We start from the raw sequence: 26,067 nt of genomic DNA, 5'->3' as shown, positions 1-26,067 counted from the left end.
TTAGTTCGCCACAATGTTGAACAGTTTGCCGGGAACGTAAATTTGTTTTCTAATCGTTTTCCCATCGATGAATTTCTGAACGTTTTCGTCGGCTAATGCAACCTCAGTAACTTGTTCTTGAGTGGCATCAGCAGGCACTGTAATTTTACTGCGAACCTTACCGTTCACCTGAACGACAACCAGTATCGACGTTTCAACTAATGCTTCTTGGTCAAACTCTGGCCAAACGGCAAAGTTCACATCGTCTTTGTGGCCAAGGGCTTGCCATAGTGCTTCGCTCAGATGCGGCGTCACCGGTGCTAGCATGAGTACCACTGCGTCAAGCGCTTCAGCCATAATGCCGCGATCTAAATCACTCTCAAGTGGCGCTTTCTGCAGGCGATTCAATAACTCCATTACGGCTGCAATGGCGGTATTAAAGTGCTGGCGACGACCCATGTCATCAGTTACTTTAGCTATCGTGCGATGGACTTCACGGCGTAACTCGCGTTGAGTCTCGTTTAACTCGCTCCATGCTTGGCTACGCGGTTGTTCAGCAACCTCTACGAAATCTGCGACGAGGCGCCAAACACGACGCAAGAATCGTTGTGCACCTTCAACTCCAGAATCCGCCCATTCCAACGTTGCTTCTGGTGGTGCCGCGAACATCATGAACAAACGTACAGTGTCTGCCCCGTATTTGTCGATCATCACCTGAGGGTCAATGCCGTTGTTTTTTGATTTTGACATTTTAGTCATGCCGCCATGCTGCACTGGCTGACCATCGGTTTTCAAAATCGCTTTTGTAATACGACCTTTTTCGTCACGGCTAATTTCAACATCCAGCGGTGAGTACCAAGTGATTTTGCCGGATGCATCTTCACGGAAGTAGCTGTCGGCCAACACCATGCCTTGGGTTAATAGACGCTTGAACGGCTCATCTGAGCTCACTAACCCAGTATCACGCAACAGTTTGTGGAAGAAGCGAGCGTACAATAGATGAAGAATCGCATGTTCGATACCACCGATGTATTGATCGACGGGTAGCCAATAGTTTGCTTGTTCTGGATTCAGCATGCCATCGTGGAAATTGGCGCTACAGTAACGCGCGTAGTACCACGAAGATTCCATGAAGGTATCAAAGGTATCGGTTTCATGTTCCGCAGGCTCGCCGTGATAGGTTGTTTTACGCCAATTCTCATCAGCCTTAATGGGCGACGTAGTGCCATCCATGACAACATCTTCTGGTAAACGCACAGGAAGTTGATCTTCAGGAACCGGTACAGACTCGCCGTTTGGCAAGTTTAACATTGGGATTGGGGCACCCCAATAGCGCTGGCGCGAAACGCCCCAATCGCGCAGGCGATAATTTACTTGGCGACGACCAATACCACGTTGCTCTAGGTGTTCCGCAATGGCATTAAAGGCATCGTCGCTGGATAAACCGTTGTAGTCGCCTGAATTAATCGTTGTGCCCTTCGTCGTAATCGCACCCGAGTTTATGTCTTCATCACCAGATGTCGGATCGATAACGACCTGAATTGGCAAATGGTAAGCCGTAGCGAACTCCCAATCGCGTTGGTCGTGCGCTGGTACTGCCATGACTGCACCAGAGCCATAGTCCATTAACACAAAGTTGGCGACCCAGACCGGAATCGCTTCGCCTGTCATTGGATGAATAGCGCGTACGCCAGTATCCATGCCTTTCTTATCGATGGTTGCCAGCTCAGCTTCAGCCATCTTTGTGTTCTTAATGGATTCGATAAACGCGGCAAGTTCGGGGTTGTTGGCTGCTGCTTCTTGGGCCAGTGGATGCTGTGCCGCTACCGCCATATAGGTCACCCCAAAAAGCGTATCTGGACGTGTGGTGTAGACGGTTAACTGACGCTCACTATTGGCAATTGAAAAGTCAATTTCAACACCCTCTGAACGGCCAATCCAGTTGCGTTGCATGGTTTTCACTTGCTCAGGCCAACCTTCGAGTTGGTCAAGATCAGCCAGCAATTCTTCCGCATAGTCAGTAATCTTAATAAACCACTGTGGAATTTCTTTCTGCTCGACAATCGCCCCTGAACGCCAGCCGCGACCATCGATAACTTGCTCGTTCGCTAGTACCGTTTGATCGACTGGGTCCCAGTTCACTGTTGCATTTTTCTTATATACCAAACCTTTTTCGAATAGCTTGGTGAAAAACCATTGTTCCCAGCGGTAATACTCAGGTGTGCAGGTGGCAATTTCACGCGACCAATCATAACCAAAGCCCAAGGACTTTAATTGATTACGCATGTAGTCAATATTTTGATAAGTCCATTTCGCCGGTGCGGTTTGATTTTGGATAGCTGCATTTTCTGCGGGTAAGCCAAACGCATCCCAACCCATCGGCTGTAATACGTTTTTACCTTGCATACGTTGATAGCGGGCCACCACGTCGCCAAGCGTATAGTTACGTACGTGACCCATATGTAACTTACCGCTTGGGTAAGGGAACATTGATAAGCAATAAAACTTCTCTTTGTTTGGGTCTTCAGTAACATTAAATACTTGGTCACGTTCCCAACGTTGTTGAACGGCTGGTTCAACAAGCGCTGGATCATATTGTTCCGCTATTTTTTTTGACATCTGGCTATCCATTCAACTGCTTATTATTTGATTAAAGTGCGTACCACATCATGAGCATGACAACGATACCGACAACGCCAAAGAATGCGTACTCGAGACGCTCACGCTGTTGCTCGTCACGATTCTCGTTACGGTGAAAAGCGAACATACCCAAACTGGTTAAACCGAGTGAGCCTGCACCAACTAAAACAGCAAATAATAAAGCGGCAATAAAGTTTTCCATGGCGATTCTCCATGCTGAGATTGATAAAAGTTTAATACACGAGATTGAATGAGCTTAGTTTACTTATTTTGAGCGTGCTTGACTACGACGAAGTGCTATCAACGTACTGACTAATGCCGTTAAAACAGCGATTAACCATGCTCCTATAGAACCAAACAGTTGATACAGCGTTTGCCCACGAACCATCGGCACTTCGGCACTTAATGCGGTTGAGGTAAACTGAGGTGCACGAGCTAATTCGTTTCCAAAGGCGTCGACTACTGCTGTAATACCGTTATTGGTTGCCCGCAACAAAGGGCGGCCCAACTCAAGTGCGCGCATGCGGGCAATTTGCATGTGCTGTGCCGGACCATGCGAGGCACCAAACCACGTGTCATTGCTCACCGTTAAAATATAGTCGGTACTGGCGGAAACGTTGGCACGCACTTGCGCAGGGAAAGCAATTTCATAACAAATAGCACCCGCGAGGTGGAATCCTTTGGCGCGTAAATTCGCCTGTTCATAATCGCCGCGAGTAAATGAACTCATCGGTAAATCAAACAGCGGTGCCAACGGTCGTAATAAATCTTCAAATGGAACAAACTCACCGATTGGCAGTAACTGATGTTTTTGATAACGATTGGTGTGACCGTGCGCGTATGGTTCAACTGGTTGATAAGGCGCATCAAGCCCCAATACAATCATGGTATTAAAATACTGACTGTTCTGGTAATCAATAATACCGGTAATCAACGTAGTATCCGTGTCTACCAACGCTTTGTGAATATTCTTTAGAACATCGTCGGTGTACGGCTCTGGCATCGTAACGGCCGATTCTGGCCAAACGATGATGTCATGGGTTGGATAATGCGGACGACTCAAATCCAAGTAAGTCATGAGTGACTGCCAATGCTGGTCAGGATTCCACTTAACAGACTGTTCTATGTTGCCTTGCACTAACAATACCCGAGCTTCTTCACCGGTTGTTTTAATGGGGCTAACCCACGGAAGGGCAAATGGAATAATAAGTAAGCCAAAGGCGACGAGTCCAAACTCTTTGCGTTGCTGTTCAAACCAGCAAAACAGTGAAATTGCAATCGACCACAGGATAACCGTAATTCCGACGCCACCTAACCATGGCGCATAATTACCAAGCCAGGCGTCGGTTTGTGTGTACCCGAGTTCAAGCCACGGGAAGCCGGTGAGAAACCAGCTGCGAATCGATTCACTAACGAGCCATGTGAGCGGTAGAATTCCTATCGCAAATACGCCAAGCCAGCGCTCAAAATATTTCCAAAGAAAGAGTGCGAGGGCAGGGAACAGGCTTAAATACAGAAATAATACGGCTAGCACCGCAATGGAGGCAATAACCGGCAGACCGCCAAATTGATCAATACTCACATAAATCCAACTTAGTCCGGTACTAAACCAGCCCAAGCCAAAGTAAAAGCCGATGCGCCATGCCATGTAAGGTGTCGCATGACGAGTTGTCAGTAGTAACCCGAATAGAACAGGTAGTACCAACCAAGCTTGTGAGAAAGGTGCGTAACTGAATATAAGGCTGCCACCGAGCAGCAACGCAACAATTCGGCGAGTATTCATCTAGTCGGCATCTACAACGTTAGTGGCATCCGTCATGGTTACCTGAAGTTGTTGAATTCGACGCTTATCAGCACCGGTGACTTTAAATAAAATACCACCTAGCGTGAGTTCTTCACCAACTTGCGGCAAATGGCCAAATCCGTGCGCAACCATGCCACCAATGGTGTCATATTCTTCATCGCCAAAAGTTGTATTGAAGTAGTCATTGAAGTCTTCAATAGTCGTTAGAGCCTTGACGGAATATCGGGATTTATTAATACGTCGGATATCAGCTTTATTATCTTCGTTGTAGTCAGTTTCGTCTTCAATTTCACCAACTATTTCTTCTAAGATATCTTCAATGGTTACTAGGCCTGACACACCGCCGTATTCATCGACAACAATGGCCATGTGATAGCGTTGAGAACGGAATTCTTTCAACAGCACATCAACGCGCTTACTCTCGGGAACAATCACCGCCGGTCGGATCACTTCAGATAAGGCAAACTCATGGTCGGTCATCCCAAATCCGTAAGCGAGCAAGTCTTTGGCGAGCAATATGCCTTCGACGTGATCTTTGTTCTCACTCACAACCGGGTAGCGGCTATGCTGCGAGTCAATCACGATAGGCAGAAACGATTCGACGCTTTGATTGATATCAATGGTCACCATTTGTGACCGCGGCACCATAATATCGCGAACTTTAAGCTCGGCGACATCAAGTACACCTTCGATCATCTCTTTGGTGTCGTTGTCAATTAAGTCGCGTTCTTCGGCGTCTTGGATTAAATCAACTAACTCTTCGCGGCTGTTCGGCTCTCCGGTAAAAAGTTGCAACAATTTGGTTGCCCACGTTTTACGCGCAGAACCGTTGGTAGAGTGTGGATTATCATCGCTCATGTGCTGTTTTTGCTCCATTTAATGCTGGTCGTCAGCGTGGTCATCAGCGTAAGGGTCAGCATACCCTAGTGCTGCTAAAATGTCTCTTTCGAGCTGTTCCATATGCTCGGCTTCGTCGTCTTCAATATGGTCATAACCTAGCAAATGCAAGGTTCCGTGTACAACCATATGCGCCCAATGTGCGATTAACGGCTTATTTTGTTCTCTCGCTTCCTTGGCAACCACTTCGGCGCAAATCACTAAGTCGCCCAATAAGTTGATAGGCAACGGAATCGGCGATTCGAACGGAAACGATAACACGTTGGTTGCGTAGGTTTTGTTTCGGTACTGTTGATTTAGCGCAAGACCCTCTTCCGGATCAACAATGCGTAAGGTCAGTTCGGTTTCTGTGGTGCTGTTTAGATGATGCAACACCGCTTCAACCCATGCCTCAAAAGAAGCTTCTGACGGCAATTCGGCTGCATCGCAGGCAATTTGCACGTCGATAGTTACGTGGTTCATGAGTTTTCGTCAAACGCCTCATAGGCCTGCACAATACGTTGCACCACTGGATGGCGCACAACATCAGAAGCTTGGAAGAAGGTGAAACTAACATCATCGACGTCTTTTAATACCTCGATGACGTGACGTAACCCTGATTTTTGGCCGCGTGGTAAGTCTACTTGGGTGATATCACCGGTAATAACGGCACATGAATTAAAGCCAATACGGGTGAGGAACATTTTCATTTGTTCACACGTGGTATTTTGGCTTTCATCAAGAATAATAAACGCGTCGTTCAGAGTGCGGCCGCGCATGTAGGCAAGCGGCGCAACTTCAATGACGTTTCGTTCAATCAGTTTTTCGACTTTTTCAAAGCCAAGCATTTCAAACAACGCGTCATATAACGGGCGTAAATAGGGGTCAACTTTTTGTGCTAGATCGCCTGGTAGGAAACCAAGCTTCTCGCCCGCTTCAACTGCTGGACGCGTTAATAGAATGCGACGGATTTCTTGACGTTCCAAAGCATCAACGGCACAGGCGACGGCCAAATAAGTTTTACCGGTACCGGCAGGACCCACGCCAAAGTTCACATCATGAGTCAAAATAGCGCGTACATACTCAGCCTGATTATGATTGCGCGGCTTAATTAACCCACGTTTGGTTTTAATGTGGGTCATTTTCTCTGCCGCGGGGTCGTTATCAGGCGATTGCTCGAGCACTTTGGCTTGTTGTACTGCTAGATGTACCATCTGGGGTGTTACTTTGCCTTCCTCGCCTTTAACCGTCGCTGTTTCGACATAAAGGTCGCGCAGAATTTTAGCGCCTGCTTGCACCGTATGATTCGGTCCAATCAAACGAAATTCGTTGTGGCGATAACTAATTTCAATGCCTAGGCGACGTTCAATATGCTTTAAATTTTCATCTAAAGCGCCGCAAAGATCAGCAATACGGCGATTGTCGGCTGGTTCTAAATCAATGTCTAACGTACTAACAGTTTGACTCAAGGTTACCTCGTTAATTTAATTGGCTTGTGGCGGCACAAAGGTGGCGACACCCAATTCATCAGGCTGAGTTTTTGTCTGACGTGCGAGTATAGCTTGCGGCGATGTATCGACTCGTAAGCCCATATCGGACTCAACGCGCAAGACGTCACCACGCAGCGAGTTTACAAATACATCAGTGATTTTCACATCAACAAATTTACCAATCATATCTGGCGTACCGATAAAGTTCACAACGCGGTTGTTTTCGGTGCGGCCACTCAACTCCATTGGGTCTTTTTTCGATGGTCCAGTCACCAAAATACGCTGTTCAGTACCCAGCATTCGACGGGCGTGCGCATGCGCTTGTTGGTTCAAGCGTTGTTGTAACAATTGTAGGCGCTGTTTCTTGGTGTCTTCGCTAACGTCATCTGGTAAATCAGCTGCAGGTGTACCAGGGCGCGCACTGTAGATGAAGCTGAAGCTCATGTCATAATCAATGGCTTGGATTAAATCCATTGTGGCTTCGAAATCAGCATCAGTTTCACCGGGGAATCCAATAATAAAGTCGGAACTCATGGCGATGTCTGGGCGAATTTTTTTCAGCTTACGGATCTGAGATTTATATTCGAGCGCCGTGTGACCGCGCTTCATTAATGTCAGAATACGATCAGAGCCACTTTGTACGGGTAAGTGTAAATGGCTTACCAGTTCTGGAATGGTTGCGTAAGCTTCAATGATATCGTCAGTAAACTCGACCGGATGAGATGTGGTGTAACGAATACGATCGATGCCATCAATAGCTGCCACAAGGTGCAATAGCTCGGCGAAACGGCAAACCGTTCCGTCATGATGCTCACCACGGAACGCATTCACGTTTTGTCCAAGTAGGTTCACTTCACGAACGCCTTGCTCAGCCAATTGTGCGATTTCAAATAATACGTCGTCAACTGGACGACTTACTTCTTCACCGCGAGTGTAGGGCACAACACAGAAGGTACAGTATTTGCTACAACCTTCCATAATTGACACGAACGCCGTCGGACCATCCGCTTTTGGCTCTGGTAAGCGGTCAAACTTTTCAATTTCAGGGAAAGAAATATCAACCATTGGTGTGTGGTTGGTTTGCACTTGTTTGACCATTTCAGGTAAGCGATGCAGAGTTTGCGGACCAAAGACGATATCAACGTAGGGCGCTCGTTGACGAATATGGTCACCTTCTTGCGATGCCACACAGCCACCAACACCTATGACGAGGTCAGGATTTTTATCCTTCAGGGTTTTCCAGCGTCCCAACTGATGGAACACCTTCTCTTGCGCTTTTTCGCGAATTGAGCAGGTATTGAGCAGGATCAAGTCAGCCTCTTCTGGCTCTGCAGCGACATCATAACCGTGAGTTGCTTTAAGTAGATCAGCCATTTTCGCTGAATCATACTCGTTCATCTGACAACCCCACGTTTTAATATATAACTTCTTACTCATAAACCTCTGCGCTCATCTACTTCGTTGCGTCGCTTATCGAATTGATACGACCACAAACGGACACCACATCTTAAAAGGGTAGCTATTTTAGCTTGAACCAAGCCTAACTGCCAACTTTGTGACCAGTTTCTGCCTTACGACGTGTACGAATTGCTAAATATCCAGCAACCGTAATAATCGAGGCGCCTAAAATCATACTCATGGTAATGGGTTCATCCCAGAACCAGTAACCCATGAGCGCCGCAAATATCACGGAGCTGTACGTGAATACACCAACGCGCGCGGCCGGTGCTAAGGCAAAAGCCTTCGTCATGCCAAGCTGACCGGCGACTGCCAGACCACCCATGGCGGTAATACCTAACCAATGTTCACTGGCAATAGATTCGCCCCGCCAAATGAGTGGAATTGCTGAAATCACAGTCGCTAGCGTTGAGAAATAAAAGACAATTTTACTCGATGACTCTGTTGCTGACATCTGCCGGATCAATGTTTTGGTAAATGCGGCTAAACACGCTGCGATGAAAGCGACGCCAATAATGGGAGATAACTGAGCTTGAGCGGGATTCAAAAAAATAAATACGCCGATAAAACCAATACCAATAGCAATCCAAGTTTGCGTGATCACGCGCTCGTTTAACCAAACTCGGCCGATAATTGGGATAATAAATGGCGACAATAATAAAACTAGAGTTGCTTGCGCGAGCGGTAAGTTTGCAATGGCGTAAAAGAATAAATACATTGCCGCAAGACCAGCTAAACCGCGAGTTAAATGAAAACGCCAGGCTTTGGTTTTAAATGCGCTTGGACCTTTGCGCCATAACCATGGTAACAATACGACAAACGCCATTAAATTTCTGAAAAACACTAATTGTTCAGAGGGTAAATCAGTGCTCAAATATTTCACCAATGCACTGACACCTGCAAAACAAAGTTCGGCGCCAAGCACTAACGCAGAAGCAATGATCACCGTTCGTTGTGGGGTGTCCATAGAGTCCTTACGCGGTGTCTGAACCGCACCCAGAGAGAAGAATAATGAACCGTTATCTTATCACGATCACTTTACTTACGTTGAGCAATGTTTTTATGACTTTTGCGTGGTATGCACATTTAAAAAACATGGCTGATAAACCGTGGATTATGGCTGCTTTTGCGAGTTGGGGTATTGCCTTGGTTGAATATTTACTGCAAGTGCCAGCTAATCGGATTGGTTATGAAGTCATGAATCTTGGTCAATTAAAAATACTACAAGAAGTGATCACGCTTTCAGTATTTGTGCCATTTGCCTTGTTTTACATGAAAGAAAAGTTAACGTGGGATTATTTATGGGCTGGGCTGTGTATTTGTGGTGCGGTATTTTTTATTATGCGCAGTAAGTTAACCGGTTAAATAGGGATTTTTTATGAAAGTGGTCATTGTCGGCGGTGGTATGGTGGGCGCTGGTGCTGCTGTTTCCTTAGCGAAACAGGGGTATGAAGTAACTGTCATAGAAGCGGGCAAGGCCGTATCGAGTGGTGGTGACTGGGATCTGCGTATCTCATCCATTCACCTGCGTAATGTCGAGTGGCTTCATGAATTGGGTACGTGGTCAAATATTCGTGCTGAGCGGAAATTGATGTATACCGATTTGGCGGTGCAAACAGTGGATGGGCAACGCTTGCAGTTCTCAAATCTAGACGCTGATGCGATAGCACTTGGCGCCATGGTTGAAAATAATGCGTTGCAAGAGGCGTTGTGGGAGCAATTTTCGGAGCACAATATTAGGGTATACAGCGAAACACGCGTCGAAACTTTTGACCTAGCTGATCGCAGTGTGACATTAAGCAACGGCGAAAAACTCTCATATGATTTGTTGTTGGGAGCCGACGGCGCACAATCGCAAGTGGCATTGGCCGCCCACATCGGTCAACGTGGTTGGGATTACGACATGCGCTGTCTGTTGGCGATTGCAGAGGTTGAGCAGCCCATACCGGCAGCCACATGGGAAATATTCCGTAGTGAGGGACCGTTTGCACTATTACCGTTGAGTACTCATCAAGCGTGTTTAATCGACTACCGTTCAGAGTCGCAGTGGCAAGAGTTTAGCGGGAATAGCGATGCGGTAAAGCAAAGTTTGAACGAAGTTTTTGAGCCACATATTGGTCAACATACCGTCACGAAATTCGCGAGTTTTCCATTACGTCGACAGCGTGCCTTGCGCTATATCAGTCATGATTCGGTTGCCTTGATCGGTGATGCGGCGCATAGCATTCATCCGCTAGCAGGGCAGGGTGTGAACTTAGGCTTTGCTGATGTTCAGGAACTGACACGGCAACTCGTTAAACAGCCGATTTCGCAGGCATTAGTTAATTATGAGCGGGTGCGTATGCAAGAGAATCAACAGATGATGCGAGCGATGGATGCGATTCACGTAGGTTTTCGTTCACAACATTTGTTGCCGCGAGGTTTGGTTGCGTTTGGTTTGGCGTTGGTCGGGAAAGTCGCACCGCTTAAACACGCGCTAGTACGCAAAGCCATCGGCTTTTGAAGAGCAAAAGCGATATTAGATATTAGATATTAGGGAAACAAAAAAAGCTATTGAATTTTAGCTAATATCGAATAGCTAATATCTAATAGCGTTCTTGCTGTTCATTGCGGTTCACCACCGAGGTGGTGCGGAGGGGGGGACTTGAACCCCCACGAGCGTTAGCTCACTAGCACCTGAAGCTAGCGCGTCTACCAATTCCGCCACCCCCGCAATACACAGGGGAAAAAGTGGCTGGGGTATCAGGATTTGAACCTGAGAATGGCGGGATCAAAACCCGCTGCCTTACCGCTTGGCTATACCCCAACACTGGGTGCATCAAGAAGAGAGTGGCGATGGCTGGGGTACCAGGATTTGAACCTGGGAATGGCGGGATCAAAACCCGCTGCCTTACCGCTTGGCTATACCCCAACTGAATATACCGCCTGACAGTTTGAGTTGGTGCGGACGGAGAGACTTGAACTCTCACGCCGTGAGGCACTGGAACCTAAATCCAGCGTGTCTACCAATTCCACCACGTCCGCCCAAAGGGAATTTGATTGGTGGCTACGGCGAGATTCGAACTTGCGACCCCAGCATTATGAGTGCTGTGCTCTAACCAGCTGAGCTACGTAGCCAACATCAAATTTTTATCAAACTGCACTCGTTGAGTGCGGCGCGTATTATGCAAATCAGGGGCGAAAGCGTCAACCTCTTTTTCTCAAAAAATCCATGATTTCTGCGCGATTGCTTAAAAAACGGATAGTTTGCTTATTTATTCGGCGACTAATCGACCAGTTGATACGAAACAGTGGATACAACACGCACTATTTTTAGGTGCGGCGTATTTGAGTCTCGATCATAAATACTGAATTGTCCCTGATTGGCACTGCGAATTTTGCCTAACTGACTTTCAGAATGTTCAGCGAAGCGTAATGCAACCTCTCGTGCATTGCGTGCGGATTCTTCAATCATACTTGGTTTAATAGCATTTAACCCGTTGAAATGATATTCGACGGCGCTTTCATAATTATTTCCGCTTAAGCTAACTCCCTGTTTACCAAGCTCCGATAATTGCTGACGCAATTCACGAACCCGATCGACTTTTTCAGTATATACCGTCAGTGTCTGTTCGCCGGTATAGCGCAAACCGACGTCTTCAGTAGCCCAACGCTCGGCAAGTTTATCGAGTACATTCGGTGCAGACACTGACAACTCTGTTTCATCGAAACCATTAACTAAGAGAAAAGCGCGAATGGCTTGGATATCTTTATCAAGTTCTTCATATATCGTGTTTTGAGTGTTGCCAGCACGAACCACTTTCAATGGCCATATAGCGGTATCGGCTTTAACTTCTCGCTCAGCTAATCCTTTCACTTCAACCACGCGATCGAAACTCCGGAAGTTTTGCACACTATTACTCAGTCCATAGCTGAGCAGACCGGCACTGATAATTGCACCGATGGTAAATATAACGGCATTGCTGGAACGAGAAGTTGTCATCGCTTTATCCTAGTCAGATTAGGGGATGGTGTGGTTACCACGGCAGTGAATCACCGTTGCTATGCCTAAATTGACCTGTGGTTTCAATGGATAGTTCATCGATACGTTGAATTAATCGTTCAGCTGCCGTATCAGCACTTATATCGCCCGCATTGTTGACCATCTCGGTTTGTACGAAGCCCGGATGTAGCATAGCGACAGCGATACCATCTTCTTTCAAGTCGTTTGCTAGTGACACGCCTGCTGCATTCAAGGCAGCTTTGCTCATACGATAACCATAATAAGCGCCAGAACCATTGTCGGCCATTGATCCCATGCGACTTGTGATCATGATGACTTTGCTGCCTTTGTGAAGGTTGTTTCGCAGTGCATCAGTCACTAACAGAGGCCCCATGGCATTCACTTTGAATTGAGCTTCGATGGTTGATGTTGAGAGACTGCCAAGTTGTTCGCGTTCAAGCAGGCCTGCATTATTCACTAACGTATCGATGGGTTGTCCCTTAAACTGTTGACTCAGCTCGATAATACTTTCTGGGTTAGTCACATCGATATTCTCAATAATTGAAACGCCGAGTGCTTTGAGTTCGCCAGAAGCTTTACGGCAGACAGCGGTTACTTTGTTGCCGCGTTGCTTAAATTGTGTTGCTAAAGCTAAGCCGATGCCTCGGTTGGCGCCAGTAATTACAATATGCTGTGTCATTGTTACTCCTTAAATTAAGTTTTTAGGATTCAGCAACTGCTCGAGTTTTTCTTTTGGGATATCAGTCATTTCAAGAGCCACTTCGAGAATAGGGCGCTGTTGCTGATAGGCTTGTTTGGCAATTTCAGCCGCTTTGTTGTAGCCAATTTCTCTATTCAAAGCGGTTACGAGTATCGGATTTTTTGCCAAGGCTTCATTTAAACGGTTGTGATTCACCGTAAATTCAGCAATAGCGCTGTCGGCAAGTGCATGTGCTGCGTTGCTAAGTAATTCGATGCTTTGCAATTGGTTAAAGGCAATCACTGGTAGCATCACGTTCAATTGAAAATTACCTTGCTGAGCGGCAATCGAAACGGTGTGATGGTTACCAGCAACCTGCGCGCAAACCATCGCTACAGCTTCGGGAATAACAGGATTTACTTTGCCAGGCATGATGCTACTACCAGGTTGTAAAGCTTTTAAACTAATTTCACCGAGCCCCGCCAATGGTCCGCTATTCATCCATCGCAAATCATTACTTATTTTCATCAATACAGCACTTAGTGCGTTGAGTTGGCCGCTTAGCATTAGGTTGACTTCCTGTCCGGCAATGCCCGCAAATGGGTTGCTGCTTGCTCGGAATTCGGTTGCGGTGCGCTGACTCAAGAAACGGCAAAACCGTTCGCCAAAATGTTCAGGTGCATTGATTCCTGAGCCAATCGCAGTGCCACCTTGAGGCAAGTTGCTGGCAAGCGATACTGCTTGATTTAAACCGCTTTCAACATGTTCAAGTTGCGTGCTCCAAGCGCGTAACTCTTGCGCCATGCTTAAAGGCATCGCGTCCATCAAATGAGTGCGACCGGTCTTAATGGTCTCAGTGAGTGTTTTCGCCTTACTTTCTATGGTTTGCTTTAAATGTGCCAGTGCGGGTAGCAAGCGTTGTCGCAGACTAAGTACACTGCTGACTAATATTGCAGTTGGAATAACGTCGTTGCTGCTTTGGCTGGCATTGACATGATCGTTCGGGTGAATTTGTTCATCGCAGAGTTTTTCAGCAAGTGAGGCTATTACCTCATTTATATTCATGTTGGTGCTGGTACCCGAGCCAGTCTGAAATATATCAAGCGGAAAGGCATTGTCGGCTTGCCCCGATATTATGGCCTCAACGGCCTTATGAATTGCGTTGGCTTGCTGCTCTGAAATCACTTTGGCTGCAAAGTTTGCGTCAGCAGCCGCGGCTTTTATATGGGCGAGAGTATGAATAAACGCAATGGGGAATTGCAGATTGCTTAACTGGAAATTCTGTCTCGCACGTTCGGTTTGGGCTCGCCACAGTGCGTCTTTGGGGACTCTAACTTGGCCCATGCTATCGCTTTCAATTCGCGTATCTGTGTGTTGATTGTTACTTTGTTGCATGTTTTACCCCTGTGGGTTAACAAATGTAGTGCATTTGTTGAAGCCGATCAGTTAAGCTGATCTCAATCGATTAATTTTAGTACTTAATAGTAACCTTATCCCTAAAGCATGGGGTCACAATGACCAAGTTTCAAATCGTTTTGTTAATCACAGTATGGTTCACGCACAGTTGTTCGCCCGTTTCTGCGCAGGAGACCATGGCAAATGATACGTTGACGGTCACGGTGTTAGATCGTAATCAGCAACCACTGGCGCTTGCTGTGGTTAGCATCAACGGAGTTGAAAGTGCCAACCAAACATCAACAGTAGCGATTATGGATCAGGTTGATCGCTTGTTTGTGCCCTACGTGTTAGTGGTTCGAGAAAACTCTCAAGTTAAGTTCCCAAATAGCGATAATATTCGCCATCAAGTGTATTCATTTTCAGAAGTAAAACCGTTCGAGCTGCCGTTATATAGCAACCGAGAAGCGCCTGAAATTCGATTCGAACAATCAGGCATTGTTGTGCTTGGTTGCAATATTCACGACCACATGCAGGCTTATATTTATGTGAGCCCTCATGAATTGTCTCGACAAACAGACGATGCCGGGCAGGTGATGTTGCCCGCTGGCGCAAGTAACGTGCATATTTGGTATCCATCGCTCACCGATACGGTGACTGACGAGATGGTCGTGCCGTTAGTTGAGGGACAAACGCAATTGACAGTAAAGTTGCCAATACAAGCGCAACAACAAAATCCGCCGCCAGTGTCGGCACTGCAGCAGCGATTTAATCGTCGGAAAAATAATAACTAAATGAAAATAAAAAGTTTTCGCTCTCGACTCTTACTGGTATTTACCGCGCTTGCGAGTGCGGTTTTATTGTTTGCGCTTATTGCGATTTGGTTAGCTACATCGCAACAATCTGAGCGAACGTTAGAGCGTGAACTCGAAGTCAGCGAACGGGTTTTTGCCGAGCTCGTTGATGTTCGAGCTCAGCAGTTACAGCAAGCGGCCGAGGTATTAACGACTGATTTTGGGTTTCGCGAGGCCATTGCAAGCAGCGATGAAGATACCATTATTTCAGCGCTGGTAAATCATGGTCAACGCATCGGCACGGATCTGATCGTTGTGCAATCGCCCAAAGGTGAAGAAATCGCCGCAACACACTCCCCACAATTACTACCATCGCTGTCACTGTTAACAGACGCGCCAGTTAAAGCTCAATTCGTTACTGTTAACGAAGAAATTTTTCAAATCGTTACCGTGCCTGTCCGGGCGCCAAATTTAATTGCATGGGCAACGCTGGGGTTTGCCGTGGATGACGACTTTGCTGTTCTGATGCGGCAATTAACTCATGCTGATATTACATTTTTAAATCTGACTACGGGCGTTGTCTACGCGACGAGTTTAGCGACCGAGCAGCGGCAAATGATGGCGACAAACTCAAATAATTTACAACAAGCTTTAGCTGCCAATAATGTCGCAGCCCATGTATCGCTATTTAACGGCGATAGTGCCGCGCTCAATACTGAATCAAACTTGATGATTGTTTTCAGTACCGACAAGCTCGAGGCGACACAAGAGTTTTTAACCTTGCAACGTCAATATATTGGTATTGCTGTGGCAACATTAATATTTGCTGGACTGCTGGCGACAGTGACGGCGCGAAAAATAAGCCAACCGATAACCACACTAACTGATGCAGCAAAAAAACTTGGCGCAGGTGACTACCGCGAAGCCGTGACCATACAGCGCGCTGACGAATTTGGCGCGTTAAGTGATGCTTTTGAGGGCATGCGTCAAGGAATCGCTGAGCGCGAACAACAAATTATGTTTCAACTGGAGCATGATTTACTAACAGGTTTGCCAAATCGGGTTTCTATCCGAGCATCACTGAAACGTGCGATTGAATCGTCAGAAAGTGGTTATGTTGTCTTGTTGAATGTTGCCCGATTCGGCGAGGTTAATGATCGCTTTGGGCAGCAAGTGGGTGATGAACTTTTACGTATGATTGCACATCGTCTTCGTGATGCTGTGACGGCGAATTGGATAGTTGGTCACCTTGGCGGCGATGAGTTTGTTTTGGTTGGTAGGCAGCAAAGCGAGCCACAAGTAAACTCACTTATTACCGTGTTAAAGTCTGAGTTGAGTTCGCCTTGGTGGTATGAAGAAACCAGCTATTTGCTCGATTTCCATGCGGGGTACTTGGCCTATCCTCATGCTGCAGATGATGCTGATAGTTTACTACGTCGCGCGCAGCTTTGTGCGCGTCAGGCAAAACGAGAAAACGTTTTTGCGGTAGTCTACAGTCAGGGAATGGATGAACAATATCTACGGCGTTTGCAAATTGTTCAAGCGTTACCGAGTGCGGTTCGCGAACAGCGTCTTCAATTACATTTTCAACCAAAACTTTCCTGTCAAAACGGGCAGGTTCTGGGCGTCGAAGCGTTACTAAGATGGCGCGATGAACAACTCGGCGTTGTACGGCCTGATGAATTTATTCCGTTGGCAGAACAGACCGGCGAAATTCAACGTTTAACGCGCTGGGTTTGCGGCGCTGCTTTAGATCAATTGCAGCTGTGGCATGAACAGGGGCTGCAACTGAGTTTAGCGATTAACTTATCAGCACTTGATCTGCAATGGCATGAATTAGTTGCCTTTGTCACGGACGCGGCTAAGCAGCGCGGTTTGTCGGCAGCATCGATTACTTTGGAGGTTACCGAGAGTGCGGTGATAGTTGACCCAGAGCAAGCTATTTTGCGGTTAGGAGAGTTGCGTCAGGCTGGATTTAAAATTGCAATTGACGATTATGGCACAGGATACGCTTCGTTGGCGCAACTCAAGCGGCTACCAGCTGATGAATTAAAACTGGATCGTTCGTTCATTCAGAACATTGCATCGTCAACTGCCGACCAAACCATTGTGCGCTCAACGATTTTACTGGCGCACGAACTCGAATTGACAACGGTTGCTGAAGGTATTGAAGAAGATTCGGCTTGGCAGGTATTAAAGCAATTAGGATGCGACACAGTGCAGGGTTTTTACTTCAGTCGACCGCTTGCGGCGGCGCAGTTCGAACAGTGGTTGCATCGTTACCAAAGAGAGATTAACCATGCGTAAATTAACTCGGGTTGCTGCGCCGGCTTTAGCCGTTGCCACGTTGTTCGTTAGTCATCATGCGATGGCTGATTTTGGCCGAATTATTGCAACTGGCGGATTAACCACTGTTGAAGGGAGTGGCGGTGGTGGTCTAGTGCCTTGGGCAACGCTTTCGAGCTATGCCGAAGAAGGGCAGTGGGGCGGAACAATCGCCTATAATCAAGTGAACCTTGATGACTACAAGTTAGCAGTAAAAGCCGCAACGATTTCTGTTGATAACCGTTGGGAATTTAGTATCGCCAAGCAGCAGTTTGATTTATTAAGTCTTGGGGGCAGTCTGAAACAGGATATCTATGGCATCAAATATCGCCTCGGTGGTGATGTTTTGTATGGTGCAATGCCGCAATTTACTGTTGGCCTCCAGCATAAGCGAAATCAATCGTTTGACTTACCACAAGCGGTTGGCGCAAAAGATGATACAGGTACGGATATCTATTTCAGTGGCGCCAAAGTTTGGTTGGATGGAATATGGCATCGCACTTGGTTGGCGAACGTAACGTTACGTGCGACTAAAGCAAACGAAATGGGCCTACTTGGATTTGGTGGTGATGCCAACAACAGTTATGAGCTGCAAGGTGAAATTGCTGTCGGCATGTTTATTAATCGAAACTGGGCCGTTGGCGTTGAGTATCGGCAAAAACCAAATAATCTAGGGTTCGCAGAAGAACATGATTGGTACGATATTTTTATTGGTTGGTTTCCGCATAAGCGCATTGCGTTTGCGCTTGCCTACACACAGCTAGAATCAATCGCCGGTGCCGATGGCCAAGATGGCATTTATGGTTCGCTACAGGTCACATTTTAAGGGGGCGACGATGGCTCGAATATTTTTAGTAGCGATATGGCTGTTGTTAGCGGTTCCAGTTGTTGCCATGGAACGGACGCTGTACGACGAACTTGGTCAAGAACAAGGGATCAGCCAGCTGATGGAGGCCTTTATCCTTGAAATTGCCGAAGATGACCGGGTTATTCATCATTTTGAAAATGTCGATATCGATCGCTTTCACCGCATGCTGTCTGAACATATTTGTGAGCTTTCCGGGGGACCCTGTAGGTATTCGGGGGAATCTATGGTAACGGTTCATACCGGAATGAATATTTCGCGGGCTGAATTTAATGCGGTGGTCGAGAACTTGATGACAGCCATGGATCAGCAGCAACTGGCAGTTAGTACACAAAACCGATTACTTGCTATACTCGCTTCATTCCATAAGGAAGTGATTTACCAATAACAAAAGAGAGAGCAGGTTTTCCCCGCCATGATAAAAATTAAAATACCGCACACCTTGGTGCTGATGCTGTATATGATGATTGCAGCATTGATTCTGACTTGGATAATTCCAGCTGGCGAATTTCAGCGTACCGTTAATGATATTGGGCAAACCGTTGTCCAACCTGGCACCTATAGCGTTCTTGAAGAACAACCACTGCTGAGTCCGTTAACTCTGTTTACGGTCATTCCGCAAGCCTTAGGCGATGCTCAAGCCGTTATCTTCTTTGTTCTATTGATTGGCGGCGTCATGGGTATTTTACGTGCTACCGGTATGTTAGATGCGCTGATTGGCTTATTGCTAAAGAAGTTTGCTGATAAAACAGGATTATTAATTCTCGGCGGTATGCTGACATTCGGTATTTTCTCGGCATTAATCGGTGTTGCTGAAGAGTATTTGATTTTCGTTGCTATGTTAGTGGCGCTATGTCGAGCCTTGAAGCTTGATGGCATTACTGCCATGGGTATTTTGATTGTAGGATACGGAATTGGCTACGGTTTATCCCTGTTTAATCCGTTTACCTTACTCATTGCCCAAGCGGTCGCTGAAGTACCACCCGCTTCAGGTTTATGGTACCGGTTAGTTTTGTGGCCAGTGTTATTCGGTATTGGTTTTCATCATGTGTATGGTTATGCCAAACGCGTTGCCGCAGATCCTTCAGCGTCATTATTGGCTGATATCACTCCAGCTAAGACCACTGAACAAGAAGACTATCCGGCACTTGATGGACGTCACAAAATTATTCTACTAGGCTTTGTTGCTGTATTGGGCGTACTAATTTGGGGTATTAAAGTTCATGGTTGGTATTTGGTTGAACTTAGTGCGTTATTTTTAGGTTTCGGGTTATTTGCCGCTCTGATTGCTAAAATGAGTGCCAGTGATGCAGCTAACAAGTTCATTGAAGGTGCGGCTGAATTAACCGCTACGGCGCTACTGATTGGCTTTGCTCGTTCGATTGCTATGATTATGGAACAAGGTCAGGTTCTCGACACGGTTATTTATTATCTAGCGATGCCAGTGGAAGCGTTTGGGGCACATTTTGGCGCAGTCAGTATGCTGATTATTCAAAGCATCTTGAATCTGTTTATTCCTTCAGGAAGCGGTCAAGCCTTTGTGACTATGCCAATTATGGTACCAATAGCTGATACTGCTGGCATTGGTCGACAAATTGCAGTGCTTGCATTCCAAATGGGGGATGGCTTGATGAATATGATTGTGCCAACTAATCCAGTATTAATGGGTATTCTAGGTTTGGCCGGTGTACCTTATGAGCGTTGGTTTAAATTCATCGCACCGCTTATGTTGAAGCTGCTATTCGCCTGTGCAATAGCGATGGTTGTTGCTGTAGCGATAGGTTATCAATAACTAAAAACGGATTAAATTGCGATATGGATAGTGCGTCTACAATGACTAAAGTTGAGGATGCCTCAGCGGTACAGGAAGCTGTGCCGCCATGTCTTGTATCGACACGATGGCTGGCGGCGAATTGTAAGAAAAGCCATGTTCATGTGTTGGATGCGAGCATGACTAAAGTTGTTGGGCGCACCCCACTGGAATACAACGAATTAACGGTTATTCCTAATTCAATCTATTTGGATTTAGAGCAACGATTAACCGACACCTCCGCGGCATTACCCAATACATTTCCTACTGCCGAGCAAGTGACATTAGCCCTGCAAGATCTGGGGGTTAATAAAACGGATACGGTGGTATTGTATGACAACCAAGGTATTTACTCGTCGCCACGAGCATGGGTCATACTAAAAGCCATGGGATTCGAGAACGTTTGTATTCTAGATGGTGGTTTGCCGCAATGGTTGGCTGATAATTATCCTGCTGGAACGGAGTATGCACTGCCACGGACTGCGCGGGGTAACTTCGTCGCTAAATTCAATAAGAACTGGCTAGTTTCGTCAAAAGAAGTACTTAAAGCAACCCAAAGCGGCTCAAGTAGTATTATTGATGCACGTTCGCCAGAGCGCTTTCTGGGCACCAAGCCAGAGCCGCGCGAAGGAATGCGTAGCGGCCATATTCGCAGCTCTTTTAATTTACCATTTCTCGAAGTACTCGATGATAACCGCTATAGAAAACCAGATGAACTCGAAGAAATGTTTATCTCGTTGGTGGGACCAAAATCACCCCATTTAATATTGACCTGTGGTTCAGGTATCACGGCATGTATTTTATTAGTTGCGGCAAGAATCGCCGGTTTTACTGAAGTGCAACTCTATGATGGGTCATGGTCCGAATGGGGCGCCAATCCACAACTCCCCATCGAACCAATCTCTTCTTCGAATAACGAATAACGAGTAACCAATAACGCTTTTATACGTTAAACCGGAACAAGATCACGTCGCCATCTTTCACGATATAATCTTTACCTTCTTCACGACGCTTTCCAGCTTCTTTGGCGCCTTGTTCACCTTTGTACTCAATATAGTCATCATAACCAACAACCACGGCACGGATAAAACCTTTCTCAAAGTCAGTATGAATTTTCCCAGCTGCTTGTGGCGCCGTTGCGCCTACCGGAATAGTCCAAGCGCGAACTTCTTTGACACCAGCAGTGAAATAGGTTTGCAGATTCAATAGCTGATAGCCGCCACGAATAACACGGTTCAAGCCTGGTTCGGTTAAGCCCAAATCAGCCATAAACTCGGTTTTTTCTTCATCATCAAGCTCGGCAATTTCCGATTCGATTTCGGCACATACAGGAACAACAATCGCATTTTCTTTGCTGGCTATTTCACGCACTTTGTCGAGGTATGGATTGTTCTCAAAGCCATCGTCATTCACGTTGGCGATATACATGGTTGGCTTCATGGTGAGCAAATTGTAGCTTCGAATTGTCGCTTTTTCGTCGTCCGATAACGCTACCGAACGTGCCATTTCACCGTTCTCGAGAGCAGGTAATAGCTTTTGCAAAACAGCAATTTCAGCGGCCGCTTGTTTATCACCACCTTTGGCTTTTTTGCCCTGACGATGAATCGCTTTCTCGACACTATCTAAGTCAGCCAGCGCAAGCTCGGTGTTAATGACCTCGATGTCTTCAGCTGGATCAACCTTTCCGGCTACGTGAACAATGTTATCGTTCTCGAAACAACGAACCACATGACCAATCGCGTCTGTTTCACGAATGTTCGCTAAAAACTGGTTACCTAAACCTTCACCTTTTGAAGCACCTTTTACCAAGCCGGCAATATCCACAAATTCCATGGTCGTTGGCACCACACGTTGTGGGTTCACAATTTTAGCGAGCTCGTCGAGACGTGGATCAGGTACCGCGACCACACCAGTATTTGGCTCAATGGTACAGAAAGGGAAGTTTGCAGCTTCAATACCTGCTTTGGTCAGCGCGTTAAACAGCGTTGATTTACCTACGTTCGGCAAGCCGACGATACCACACTTGAATCCCATGCTTATTTCTCTCTCTGTGCTTTGAAACTATGTAAATGCTGTGTTGCCGCACGCAGATCTTGCTGCATTAATATATCAATGCTGCGGCATGCTTCCGTAATGGTATCGTCCATCAATTGTTGCTCAGCTTGAGGTGCTTTTCCGAGCACCCAACCGGTGACTTTGCTTTTATCACCAGGATGACCGATACCGATACGTAAGCGATGAAAATCAGGTGTTCCCAATCGTGCGACAATGTCTTTAATGCCATTGTGACCGCCTGTACCACCGCCAGTTTTAAACTTTGCCACACCCGGTGGCAGATCGAGCTCATCATACGCAACTAAAATTTCGTGCGGCTCAATTTTATAGAAGTTCGCGAGGGTCGCCACGGCATTGCCGCTTCGATTCATAAATTGCATTGGCAGCAATAGACGTAAATCCATGGCGCCTTTCTGAATACGTGCGGTATGACCGAAGAATTTGGTTTCAGGCTGAAGTGTTTGGCCGTGCATACGAGCATATTGCTCGACTAACCAGAAGCCTGCATTGTGACGTGTTTGGGAGTATTCGGGGCCTGGATTACCCAGGCCCACGAGTAAGCGAATGGTCGACATGAGACCTTATTCAGCGTCTTTGTCTTCTTCTTTCGCTTCTTTAGCGGTAGGAACTTCAGCAGATACTTCTTCTGCAGTTTCTTCCACTTCTTTTTCGATACGCGGCGCAGTAATTGAAACAACTGCTTGGTCGTGGTCTGCACCTTTCGTCAATTCAACTAACTCGACGCCTTTAGGCATGTTCAAGTCAGTTAAGTGCAAGGTTTCGCCCAGTTTCAAGTTCGCGATATCTACTTCAACGTACTCAGGCAGATCTTTTGGTAAGCAAGAAACTTCTAAGTCTGCAATGTGGTGAACCACAACGCCGCCTTCTTGTTTCACGCCAACTGCAGTTGCTTCATTGATGAAGTGAACAGGAACGTGAGTATGAAGTTTTTGACCTTTAACAACACGTTGGAAATCCAAATGAGTTAATTTTGGCTTGTACGGGTGACGTTGAACGTCTTTCAAGATTGCTTCATGCTTCTTGCCGTCGATAACCAAAGTCAAAATGTGCGAGTAGAAAGCTTCATGGTCAGCCATGTTGTTCACTTTGTTGTGATCCAACGTGATTGAAACGGCTTCTTTATCGGCACCGTACAAAATTGCAGGCACTTTTTCCGCACGACGCAGGCGGCGGCTCGCACCTTTCCCTGTATCCGTACGGAGTTCTGCTTGAATAGTAAAATCGATAGTTGACATGTGGAGTGTCTCCGTTAAATAAAAATAAGCCGGATATTCGCGACCAAATACCCGACGTGTTCCTCAAAAATCTGTTTTGCTTATTTGAGGGCGCGAAATAGTACCACTGACGCCCTCAAACTTCAATCAATACTCGAACATTGCTGAGATTGATTCTTCGTTGCTGACGCGGCGTAGCGCTTCAGACAACATTCCGCTTAAGGTTAATTGATGTACCTTGTCTAAGGCCTTCATTTCAGCACTTAATGGAATGCTATCGGTAACAACAACACGGTCGATGTGTGAGTCACGAATATTTGCAAATGCATTGCCGGAGAAAACTGGGTGGGTTGCATAAGCAAATACACGGCGTGCACCGTTTTTCTTCAATGCTTCAGCGGCTTTACACAAAGTACCACCGGTATCGATCATATCATCAACAATAATGCAGTCGCGGTCTTGAATATCACCAATGATGTGCATCACTTGTGACTCGTTCGCACGCGGGCGGCGTTTATCGATAATGGCAAGATCGATGTCGTTGAGTAGTTTTGCAATTGCGCGAGCGCGAACCACACCACCAATATCAGGTGAAACAACAACTGGATTGTGGAATTCTTGCTGGCGTAAATGCTCCATCAATACTGGGCTGCCGAAGACGTTATCTACTGGTACGTCGAAGAAGCCTTGAATTTGTTCTGCGTGCAAATCAACCGTTAACACTCGGTCAACGCCAACACTTGATAAGAAGTCAGCGACAACTTTGGCGGTAATTGGAACGCGTGCCGAGCGTACTCGACGGTCTTGGCGCGCATAACCGAAATATGGCATTACCGCAGTAATACGACCTGCAGAAGCGCGTCGCAGTGCATCAACCATCACGATAAGCTCCATGAGGTTGTCGTTAGTCGGTGCACAAGTTGATTGAATGATGAAAACATCAGAACCACGAACATTTTCATTGATCATGACACTGATTTCACCGTCACTAAAACGGCCAACTTCAGCATCACCAAGTTTGATATACAGGCGGTCGGCAATTTTTTGGGCGAGTTCTGGCGTCGCATTGCCAGCAAAGAGCTTCATGTCAGGCACACTAAACCTCAGTCTTGTTGGTTAGGTTCACAGTTGAAGCCTGCCGCAGTTGCTGGCAGACCGGGTTTTCATTGAGACCTCGCGCGACAAACCCTGTCCATTGTGCAGGCATCCTTTGCAGTGCAGCACGGGCATCTGTCTCGTTATCAAATCGACCGAAGATGCATGCACCCGTGCCAGTCAATCGAGACGGCGCGTATTCTACCAACCAGTCGAGGGCCTTGGCAACTTCTGGATAGAGTCGACGGACCAGCACTTCACAGTCATTGTTGGTGTTTTCCCAGCTCCATTGTGGCCATTTTAGCGGTGGATGCTGACGCGGAAGGTCAGGGTGTTTAAAAATACTTGGTGTACTAATTTGAACACCTGGATGAATGACTAAATACCAAGGACAGGGCGGTTGTGCAGGTTGTAAATACTCGCCAACGCCCTCCGCAAATGCGGCTTGTCCGCGCACAAATACAGGCACATCAGCACCGAGCTGTAGACCCATAGCGGCGAGTTCATCATCGTTTAGTGGCAACTGCCAAAGATGCCGTAGCGCAAGCAATGTTGTTGCTGCATCAGATGAACCACCGCCTAAACCACCACCAAAGGGCAGCTTTTTTTCAATATGGATATGAATACCGGGTAGCGATTGTGGAGCGGCTTCTGCTAATAACTTAGCCGCCTTAAGTACCAGATTATCATCGGTTTCTAACGATGGCTCAGAGCAGCTTATCGTGATCTCAGAGCTATCACGCAATTGAAATGATAATTCGTCACCGAAATTGACAAACTGAAATAAGGTTTGAAGGTTATGATAGCCATCAGCACGCTGGCCGACGATATGCAAAAATAGATTTAATTTGGCGACCGCGGGTAAAGTTAAAAGCGCCATTGCGAAACCTGCAGTTTTAACCGCCATGCGTCGGTTGTTAAGTTAATACTATGGGGTAAAAACGTGCCATTTATCAGTTCATATTCGCCGAGTTGTGCACGCCAAACTTGGTCAGCAGCCAACATGACAAAATTTGACAACAAGGCATAGGGCCGCTTTCGATATTGCTGTAACTGATACTGTTTCTCGACCATGTCTGGTAGTTCCTGACCGATGACAATTGCGCTAATCTGATTCATCGGTAAATCCAATCGAAAATATTGCCACAGTAATTCTTGCGCGGTTGTGGCACGATATTCTTTGCCATCTTCGTCGATTAAAACGGCTTGTCCATTTGACTGCTCTAGTTTCGCAAGGGTGCCGCGAAGCGGATGTGAAAAGCGCATCATTAATTGATCAGCACTTGAGGACCAATCGACATAAAGCCCGTGGCGATCATCTTCGCGTAAATCGAATAACGCCATTTGGCCACGCAAACGCCAGCTATCCAGTTGTTTGAGCTGCTGTTGCTGCGCTGTTACGGCCTTGGCATCAACATCACTCGTACTGGGGGGCTCGGGGACGCTGCTACAGGCAGTTAACCAAGCACTTGTGAGTACTACTAAAAGGAGACGTTTCATTGGTTTTGCTATCCCTGTTCGTGCGCTTTTCATCATGCGGGCTTTCACGTACAATTGCCAGCGT

General features: G+C 46.6%; 25 protein-coding genes and 5 tRNA genes. 8 read left to right on the top strand and 22 right to left on the bottom strand.

What is annotated here, in order from left to right; translation table 11 throughout:
- The 8 genes from leuS to LG272_RS09730 form a co-directional block, all read right to left on the bottom strand.
- The gene (gene leuS, locus LG272_RS09765) at positions 1 to 2,586 is read right to left on the bottom strand and encodes a leucine--tRNA ligase (protein WP_198678573.1); all 2,586 of its coding nucleotides are present in this window, start codon (positions 2,584 to 2,586) and stop codon (positions 1 to 3) included.
- Between the two features lie 43 nt (positions 2,587 to 2,629).
- Positions 2,630 to 2,821: a hypothetical protein gene (locus tag LG272_RS09760; RefSeq protein WP_126759129.1), complete on the bottom strand. Its 192-nt coding sequence runs from the start codon at positions 2,819 to 2,821 to the stop codon at positions 2,630 to 2,632.
- Between the two features lie 63 nt (positions 2,822 to 2,884).
- Positions 2,885 to 4,402 carry an apolipoprotein N-acyltransferase gene (gene lnt, locus LG272_RS09755; protein WP_404408249.1) on the bottom strand — a complete coding sequence of 506 codons (1,518 nt, stop codon included), beginning with the start codon at positions 4,400 to 4,402 and terminating at the stop codon, positions 2,885 to 2,887.
- The gene (gene corC / locus LG272_RS09750; protein WP_126759127.1) at positions 4,403 to 5,281 is read right to left on the bottom strand and encodes a CNNM family magnesium/cobalt transport protein CorC; all 879 of its coding nucleotides are present in this window, start codon (positions 5,279 to 5,281) and stop codon (positions 4,403 to 4,405) included. It lies immediately after the preceding gene.
- Between the two features lie 18 nt (positions 5,282 to 5,299).
- On the bottom strand, positions 5,300 to 5,782 hold the full coding sequence (ybeY, locus tag LG272_RS09745) for an rRNA maturation RNase YbeY (RefSeq protein ID WP_126759126.1): 483 nt from the start codon (positions 5,780 to 5,782) through the stop codon (positions 5,300 to 5,302).
- Complete coding sequence (locus LG272_RS09740) at positions 5,779 to 6,768, bottom strand: PhoH family protein (protein ID WP_126759125.1); 990 nt, start codon at positions 6,766 to 6,768, stop codon at positions 5,779 to 5,781. The genes ybeY and LG272_RS09740 overlap by 4 nt, the downstream gene beginning before the upstream one ends.
- A gap of 15 nt (positions 6,769 to 6,783) precedes the next feature.
- On the bottom strand, positions 6,784 to 8,226 hold the full coding sequence (gene miaB, locus LG272_RS09735) for a tRNA (N6-isopentenyl adenosine(37)-C2)-methylthiotransferase MiaB (RefSeq protein WP_126759124.1): 1,443 nt from the start codon (positions 8,224 to 8,226) through the stop codon (positions 6,784 to 6,786).
- Positions 8,227 to 8,329: 103 nt separating this feature from the next.
- Positions 8,330 to 9,214, bottom strand: a complete 885-nt coding sequence (locus LG272_RS09730) for a DMT family transporter (protein WP_404408246.1) — start codon at positions 9,212 to 9,214, stop codon at positions 8,330 to 8,332.
- Between the two features lie 44 nt (positions 9,215 to 9,258).
- On the opposite strand from LG272_RS09730, the gene LG272_RS09725 reads away from it, so the two are divergent.
- Positions 9,259 to 9,612 carry a DMT family protein gene (locus tag LG272_RS09725; protein ID WP_126759122.1) on the top strand — a complete coding sequence of 118 codons (354 nt, stop codon included), beginning with the start codon at positions 9,259 to 9,261 and terminating at the stop codon, positions 9,610 to 9,612.
- Positions 9,613 to 9,625: 13 nt separating this feature from the next.
- Entirely contained in the window at positions 9,626 to 10,750 is a 1,125-nt protein-coding gene (locus LG272_RS09720) for an FAD-dependent oxidoreductase (RefSeq protein ID WP_404408243.1), read from the top strand.
- A gap of 123 nt (positions 10,751 to 10,873) precedes the next feature.
- On the opposite strand, the gene LG272_RS09715 is transcribed toward LG272_RS09720, so the two are convergent.
- The 8 genes from LG272_RS09715 to LG272_RS09680 all read right to left on the bottom strand — a co-directional run bounded on the left by LG272_RS09715 (position 10,874) and on the right by LG272_RS09680 (position 14,324).
- Positions 10,874 to 10,960 (bottom strand) — tRNA-Leu (locus LG272_RS09715).
- A gap of 18 nt (positions 10,961 to 10,978) precedes the next feature.
- A tRNA-Gln gene (locus tag LG272_RS09710) sits at positions 10,979 to 11,053 on the bottom strand.
- A gap of 30 nt (positions 11,054 to 11,083) precedes the next feature.
- Positions 11,084 to 11,158: transfer RNA gene (locus tag LG272_RS09705), tRNA-Gln, on the bottom strand.
- A gap of 28 nt (positions 11,159 to 11,186) precedes the next feature.
- Positions 11,187 to 11,271 (bottom strand) — tRNA-Leu (locus LG272_RS09700).
- A 16-nt stretch (positions 11,272 to 11,287) separates the two neighbouring features.
- Positions 11,288 to 11,364 (bottom strand) — tRNA-Met (locus tag LG272_RS09695).
- 148 nt (positions 11,365 to 11,512) lie between these two features.
- On the bottom strand, positions 11,513 to 12,229 hold the full coding sequence (locus tag LG272_RS09690) for an SIMPL domain-containing protein (protein WP_404408241.1): 717 nt from the start codon (positions 12,227 to 12,229) through the stop codon (positions 11,513 to 11,515).
- Positions 12,230 to 12,263: 34 nt separating this feature from the next.
- Positions 12,264 to 12,929, bottom strand: coding sequence for an SDR family oxidoreductase (locus LG272_RS09685; RefSeq protein WP_404408239.1), 666 nt, complete (start codon positions 12,927 to 12,929; stop codon positions 12,264 to 12,266).
- 9 nt (positions 12,930 to 12,938) lie between these two features.
- Positions 12,939 to 14,324, bottom strand: a complete 1,386-nt coding sequence (locus LG272_RS09680; RefSeq protein WP_404408237.1) for a class II fumarate hydratase — start codon at positions 14,322 to 14,324, stop codon at positions 12,939 to 12,941.
- Positions 14,325 to 14,443: 119 nt separating this feature from the next.
- Here LG272_RS09680 and LG272_RS09675 point away from each other — a divergent pair, with 119 nt between their 5' ends.
- From LG272_RS09675 to LG272_RS09650, 6 genes are read left to right on the top strand one after another with little or no spacing between them, the layout of a single operon-like run.
- The gene (locus tag LG272_RS09675) at positions 14,444 to 15,118 is read left to right on the top strand and encodes a hypothetical protein (protein ID WP_404408235.1); all 675 of its coding nucleotides are present in this window, start codon (positions 14,444 to 14,446) and stop codon (positions 15,116 to 15,118) included.
- Positions 15,119 to 17,425: an EAL domain-containing protein gene (locus tag LG272_RS09670; protein ID WP_404408233.1), complete on the top strand. Its 2,307-nt coding sequence runs from the start codon at positions 15,119 to 15,121 to the stop codon at positions 17,423 to 17,425. It begins immediately after the preceding gene.
- Positions 17,418 to 18,269, top strand: coding sequence for a DUF3034 family protein (locus LG272_RS09665; protein WP_404408231.1), 852 nt, complete (start codon positions 17,418 to 17,420; stop codon positions 18,267 to 18,269). Before LG272_RS09670 ends, LG272_RS09665 begins: the two co-directional genes overlap by 8 nt.
- A gap of 10 nt (positions 18,270 to 18,279) precedes the next feature.
- Positions 18,280 to 18,696 carry a group 1 truncated hemoglobin gene (locus tag LG272_RS09660; RefSeq protein WP_404408229.1) on the top strand — a complete coding sequence of 139 codons (417 nt, stop codon included), beginning with the start codon at positions 18,280 to 18,282 and terminating at the stop codon, positions 18,694 to 18,696.
- Positions 18,697 to 18,723: 27 nt separating this feature from the next.
- Positions 18,724 to 20,100 carry a YfcC family protein gene (locus LG272_RS09655; RefSeq protein WP_126759113.1) on the top strand — a complete coding sequence of 459 codons (1,377 nt, stop codon included), beginning with the start codon at positions 18,724 to 18,726 and terminating at the stop codon, positions 20,098 to 20,100.
- Between the two features lie 41 nt (positions 20,101 to 20,141).
- On the top strand, positions 20,142 to 21,041 hold the full coding sequence (locus LG272_RS09650; protein WP_198678553.1) for a sulfurtransferase: 900 nt from the start codon (positions 20,142 to 20,144) through the stop codon (positions 21,039 to 21,041).
- 19 nt (positions 21,042 to 21,060) lie between these two features.
- Here LG272_RS09650 and ychF read toward each other — a convergent pair whose 3' ends face one another.
- The 6 genes from ychF to lolB form a co-directional block, all read right to left on the bottom strand.
- Positions 21,061 to 22,152, bottom strand: a complete 1,092-nt coding sequence (gene ychF, locus LG272_RS09645; RefSeq protein WP_126759111.1) for a redox-regulated ATPase YchF — start codon at positions 22,150 to 22,152, stop codon at positions 21,061 to 21,063.
- A gap of 2 nt (positions 22,153 to 22,154) precedes the next feature.
- A complete protein-coding gene (pth, locus tag LG272_RS09640) occupies positions 22,155 to 22,748 on the bottom strand; it encodes an aminoacyl-tRNA hydrolase (protein ID WP_126759110.1) in 594 nt (197 codons plus the stop codon).
- 6 nt (positions 22,749 to 22,754) lie between these two features.
- The gene (locus tag LG272_RS09635; RefSeq protein ID WP_126759109.1) at positions 22,755 to 23,429 is read right to left on the bottom strand and encodes a 50S ribosomal protein L25/general stress protein Ctc; all 675 of its coding nucleotides are present in this window, start codon (positions 23,427 to 23,429) and stop codon (positions 22,755 to 22,757) included.
- A gap of 126 nt (positions 23,430 to 23,555) precedes the next feature.
- Positions 23,556 to 24,503: a ribose-phosphate pyrophosphokinase gene (locus tag LG272_RS09630; protein WP_126759108.1), complete on the bottom strand. Its 948-nt coding sequence runs from the start codon at positions 24,501 to 24,503 to the stop codon at positions 23,556 to 23,558.
- Position 24,504: 1 nt separating this feature from the next.
- A complete protein-coding gene (gene ispE, locus LG272_RS09625; RefSeq protein ID WP_404408225.1) occupies positions 24,505 to 25,383 on the bottom strand; it encodes a 4-(cytidine 5'-diphospho)-2-C-methyl-D-erythritol kinase in 879 nt (292 codons plus the stop codon).
- The gene (lolB, locus tag LG272_RS09620; RefSeq protein ID WP_404408223.1) at positions 25,371 to 26,003 is read right to left on the bottom strand and encodes a lipoprotein insertase outer membrane protein LolB; all 633 of its coding nucleotides are present in this window, start codon (positions 26,001 to 26,003) and stop codon (positions 25,371 to 25,373) included. The genes ispE and lolB overlap by 13 nt, the downstream gene beginning before the upstream one ends.
- Between the last annotated feature and the right edge of the window lie 64 nt (positions 26,004 to 26,067).

The organism is Pseudidiomarina marina (assembly GCF_044807045.1).
GTDB classification, from domain to species: domain Bacteria; phylum Pseudomonadota; class Gammaproteobacteria; order Enterobacterales; family Alteromonadaceae; genus Pseudidiomarina; species Pseudidiomarina marina.
Note: the sequence above shows the minus strand (reverse complement) of the source record. Positions and strands in the feature narration are given on the sequence as shown.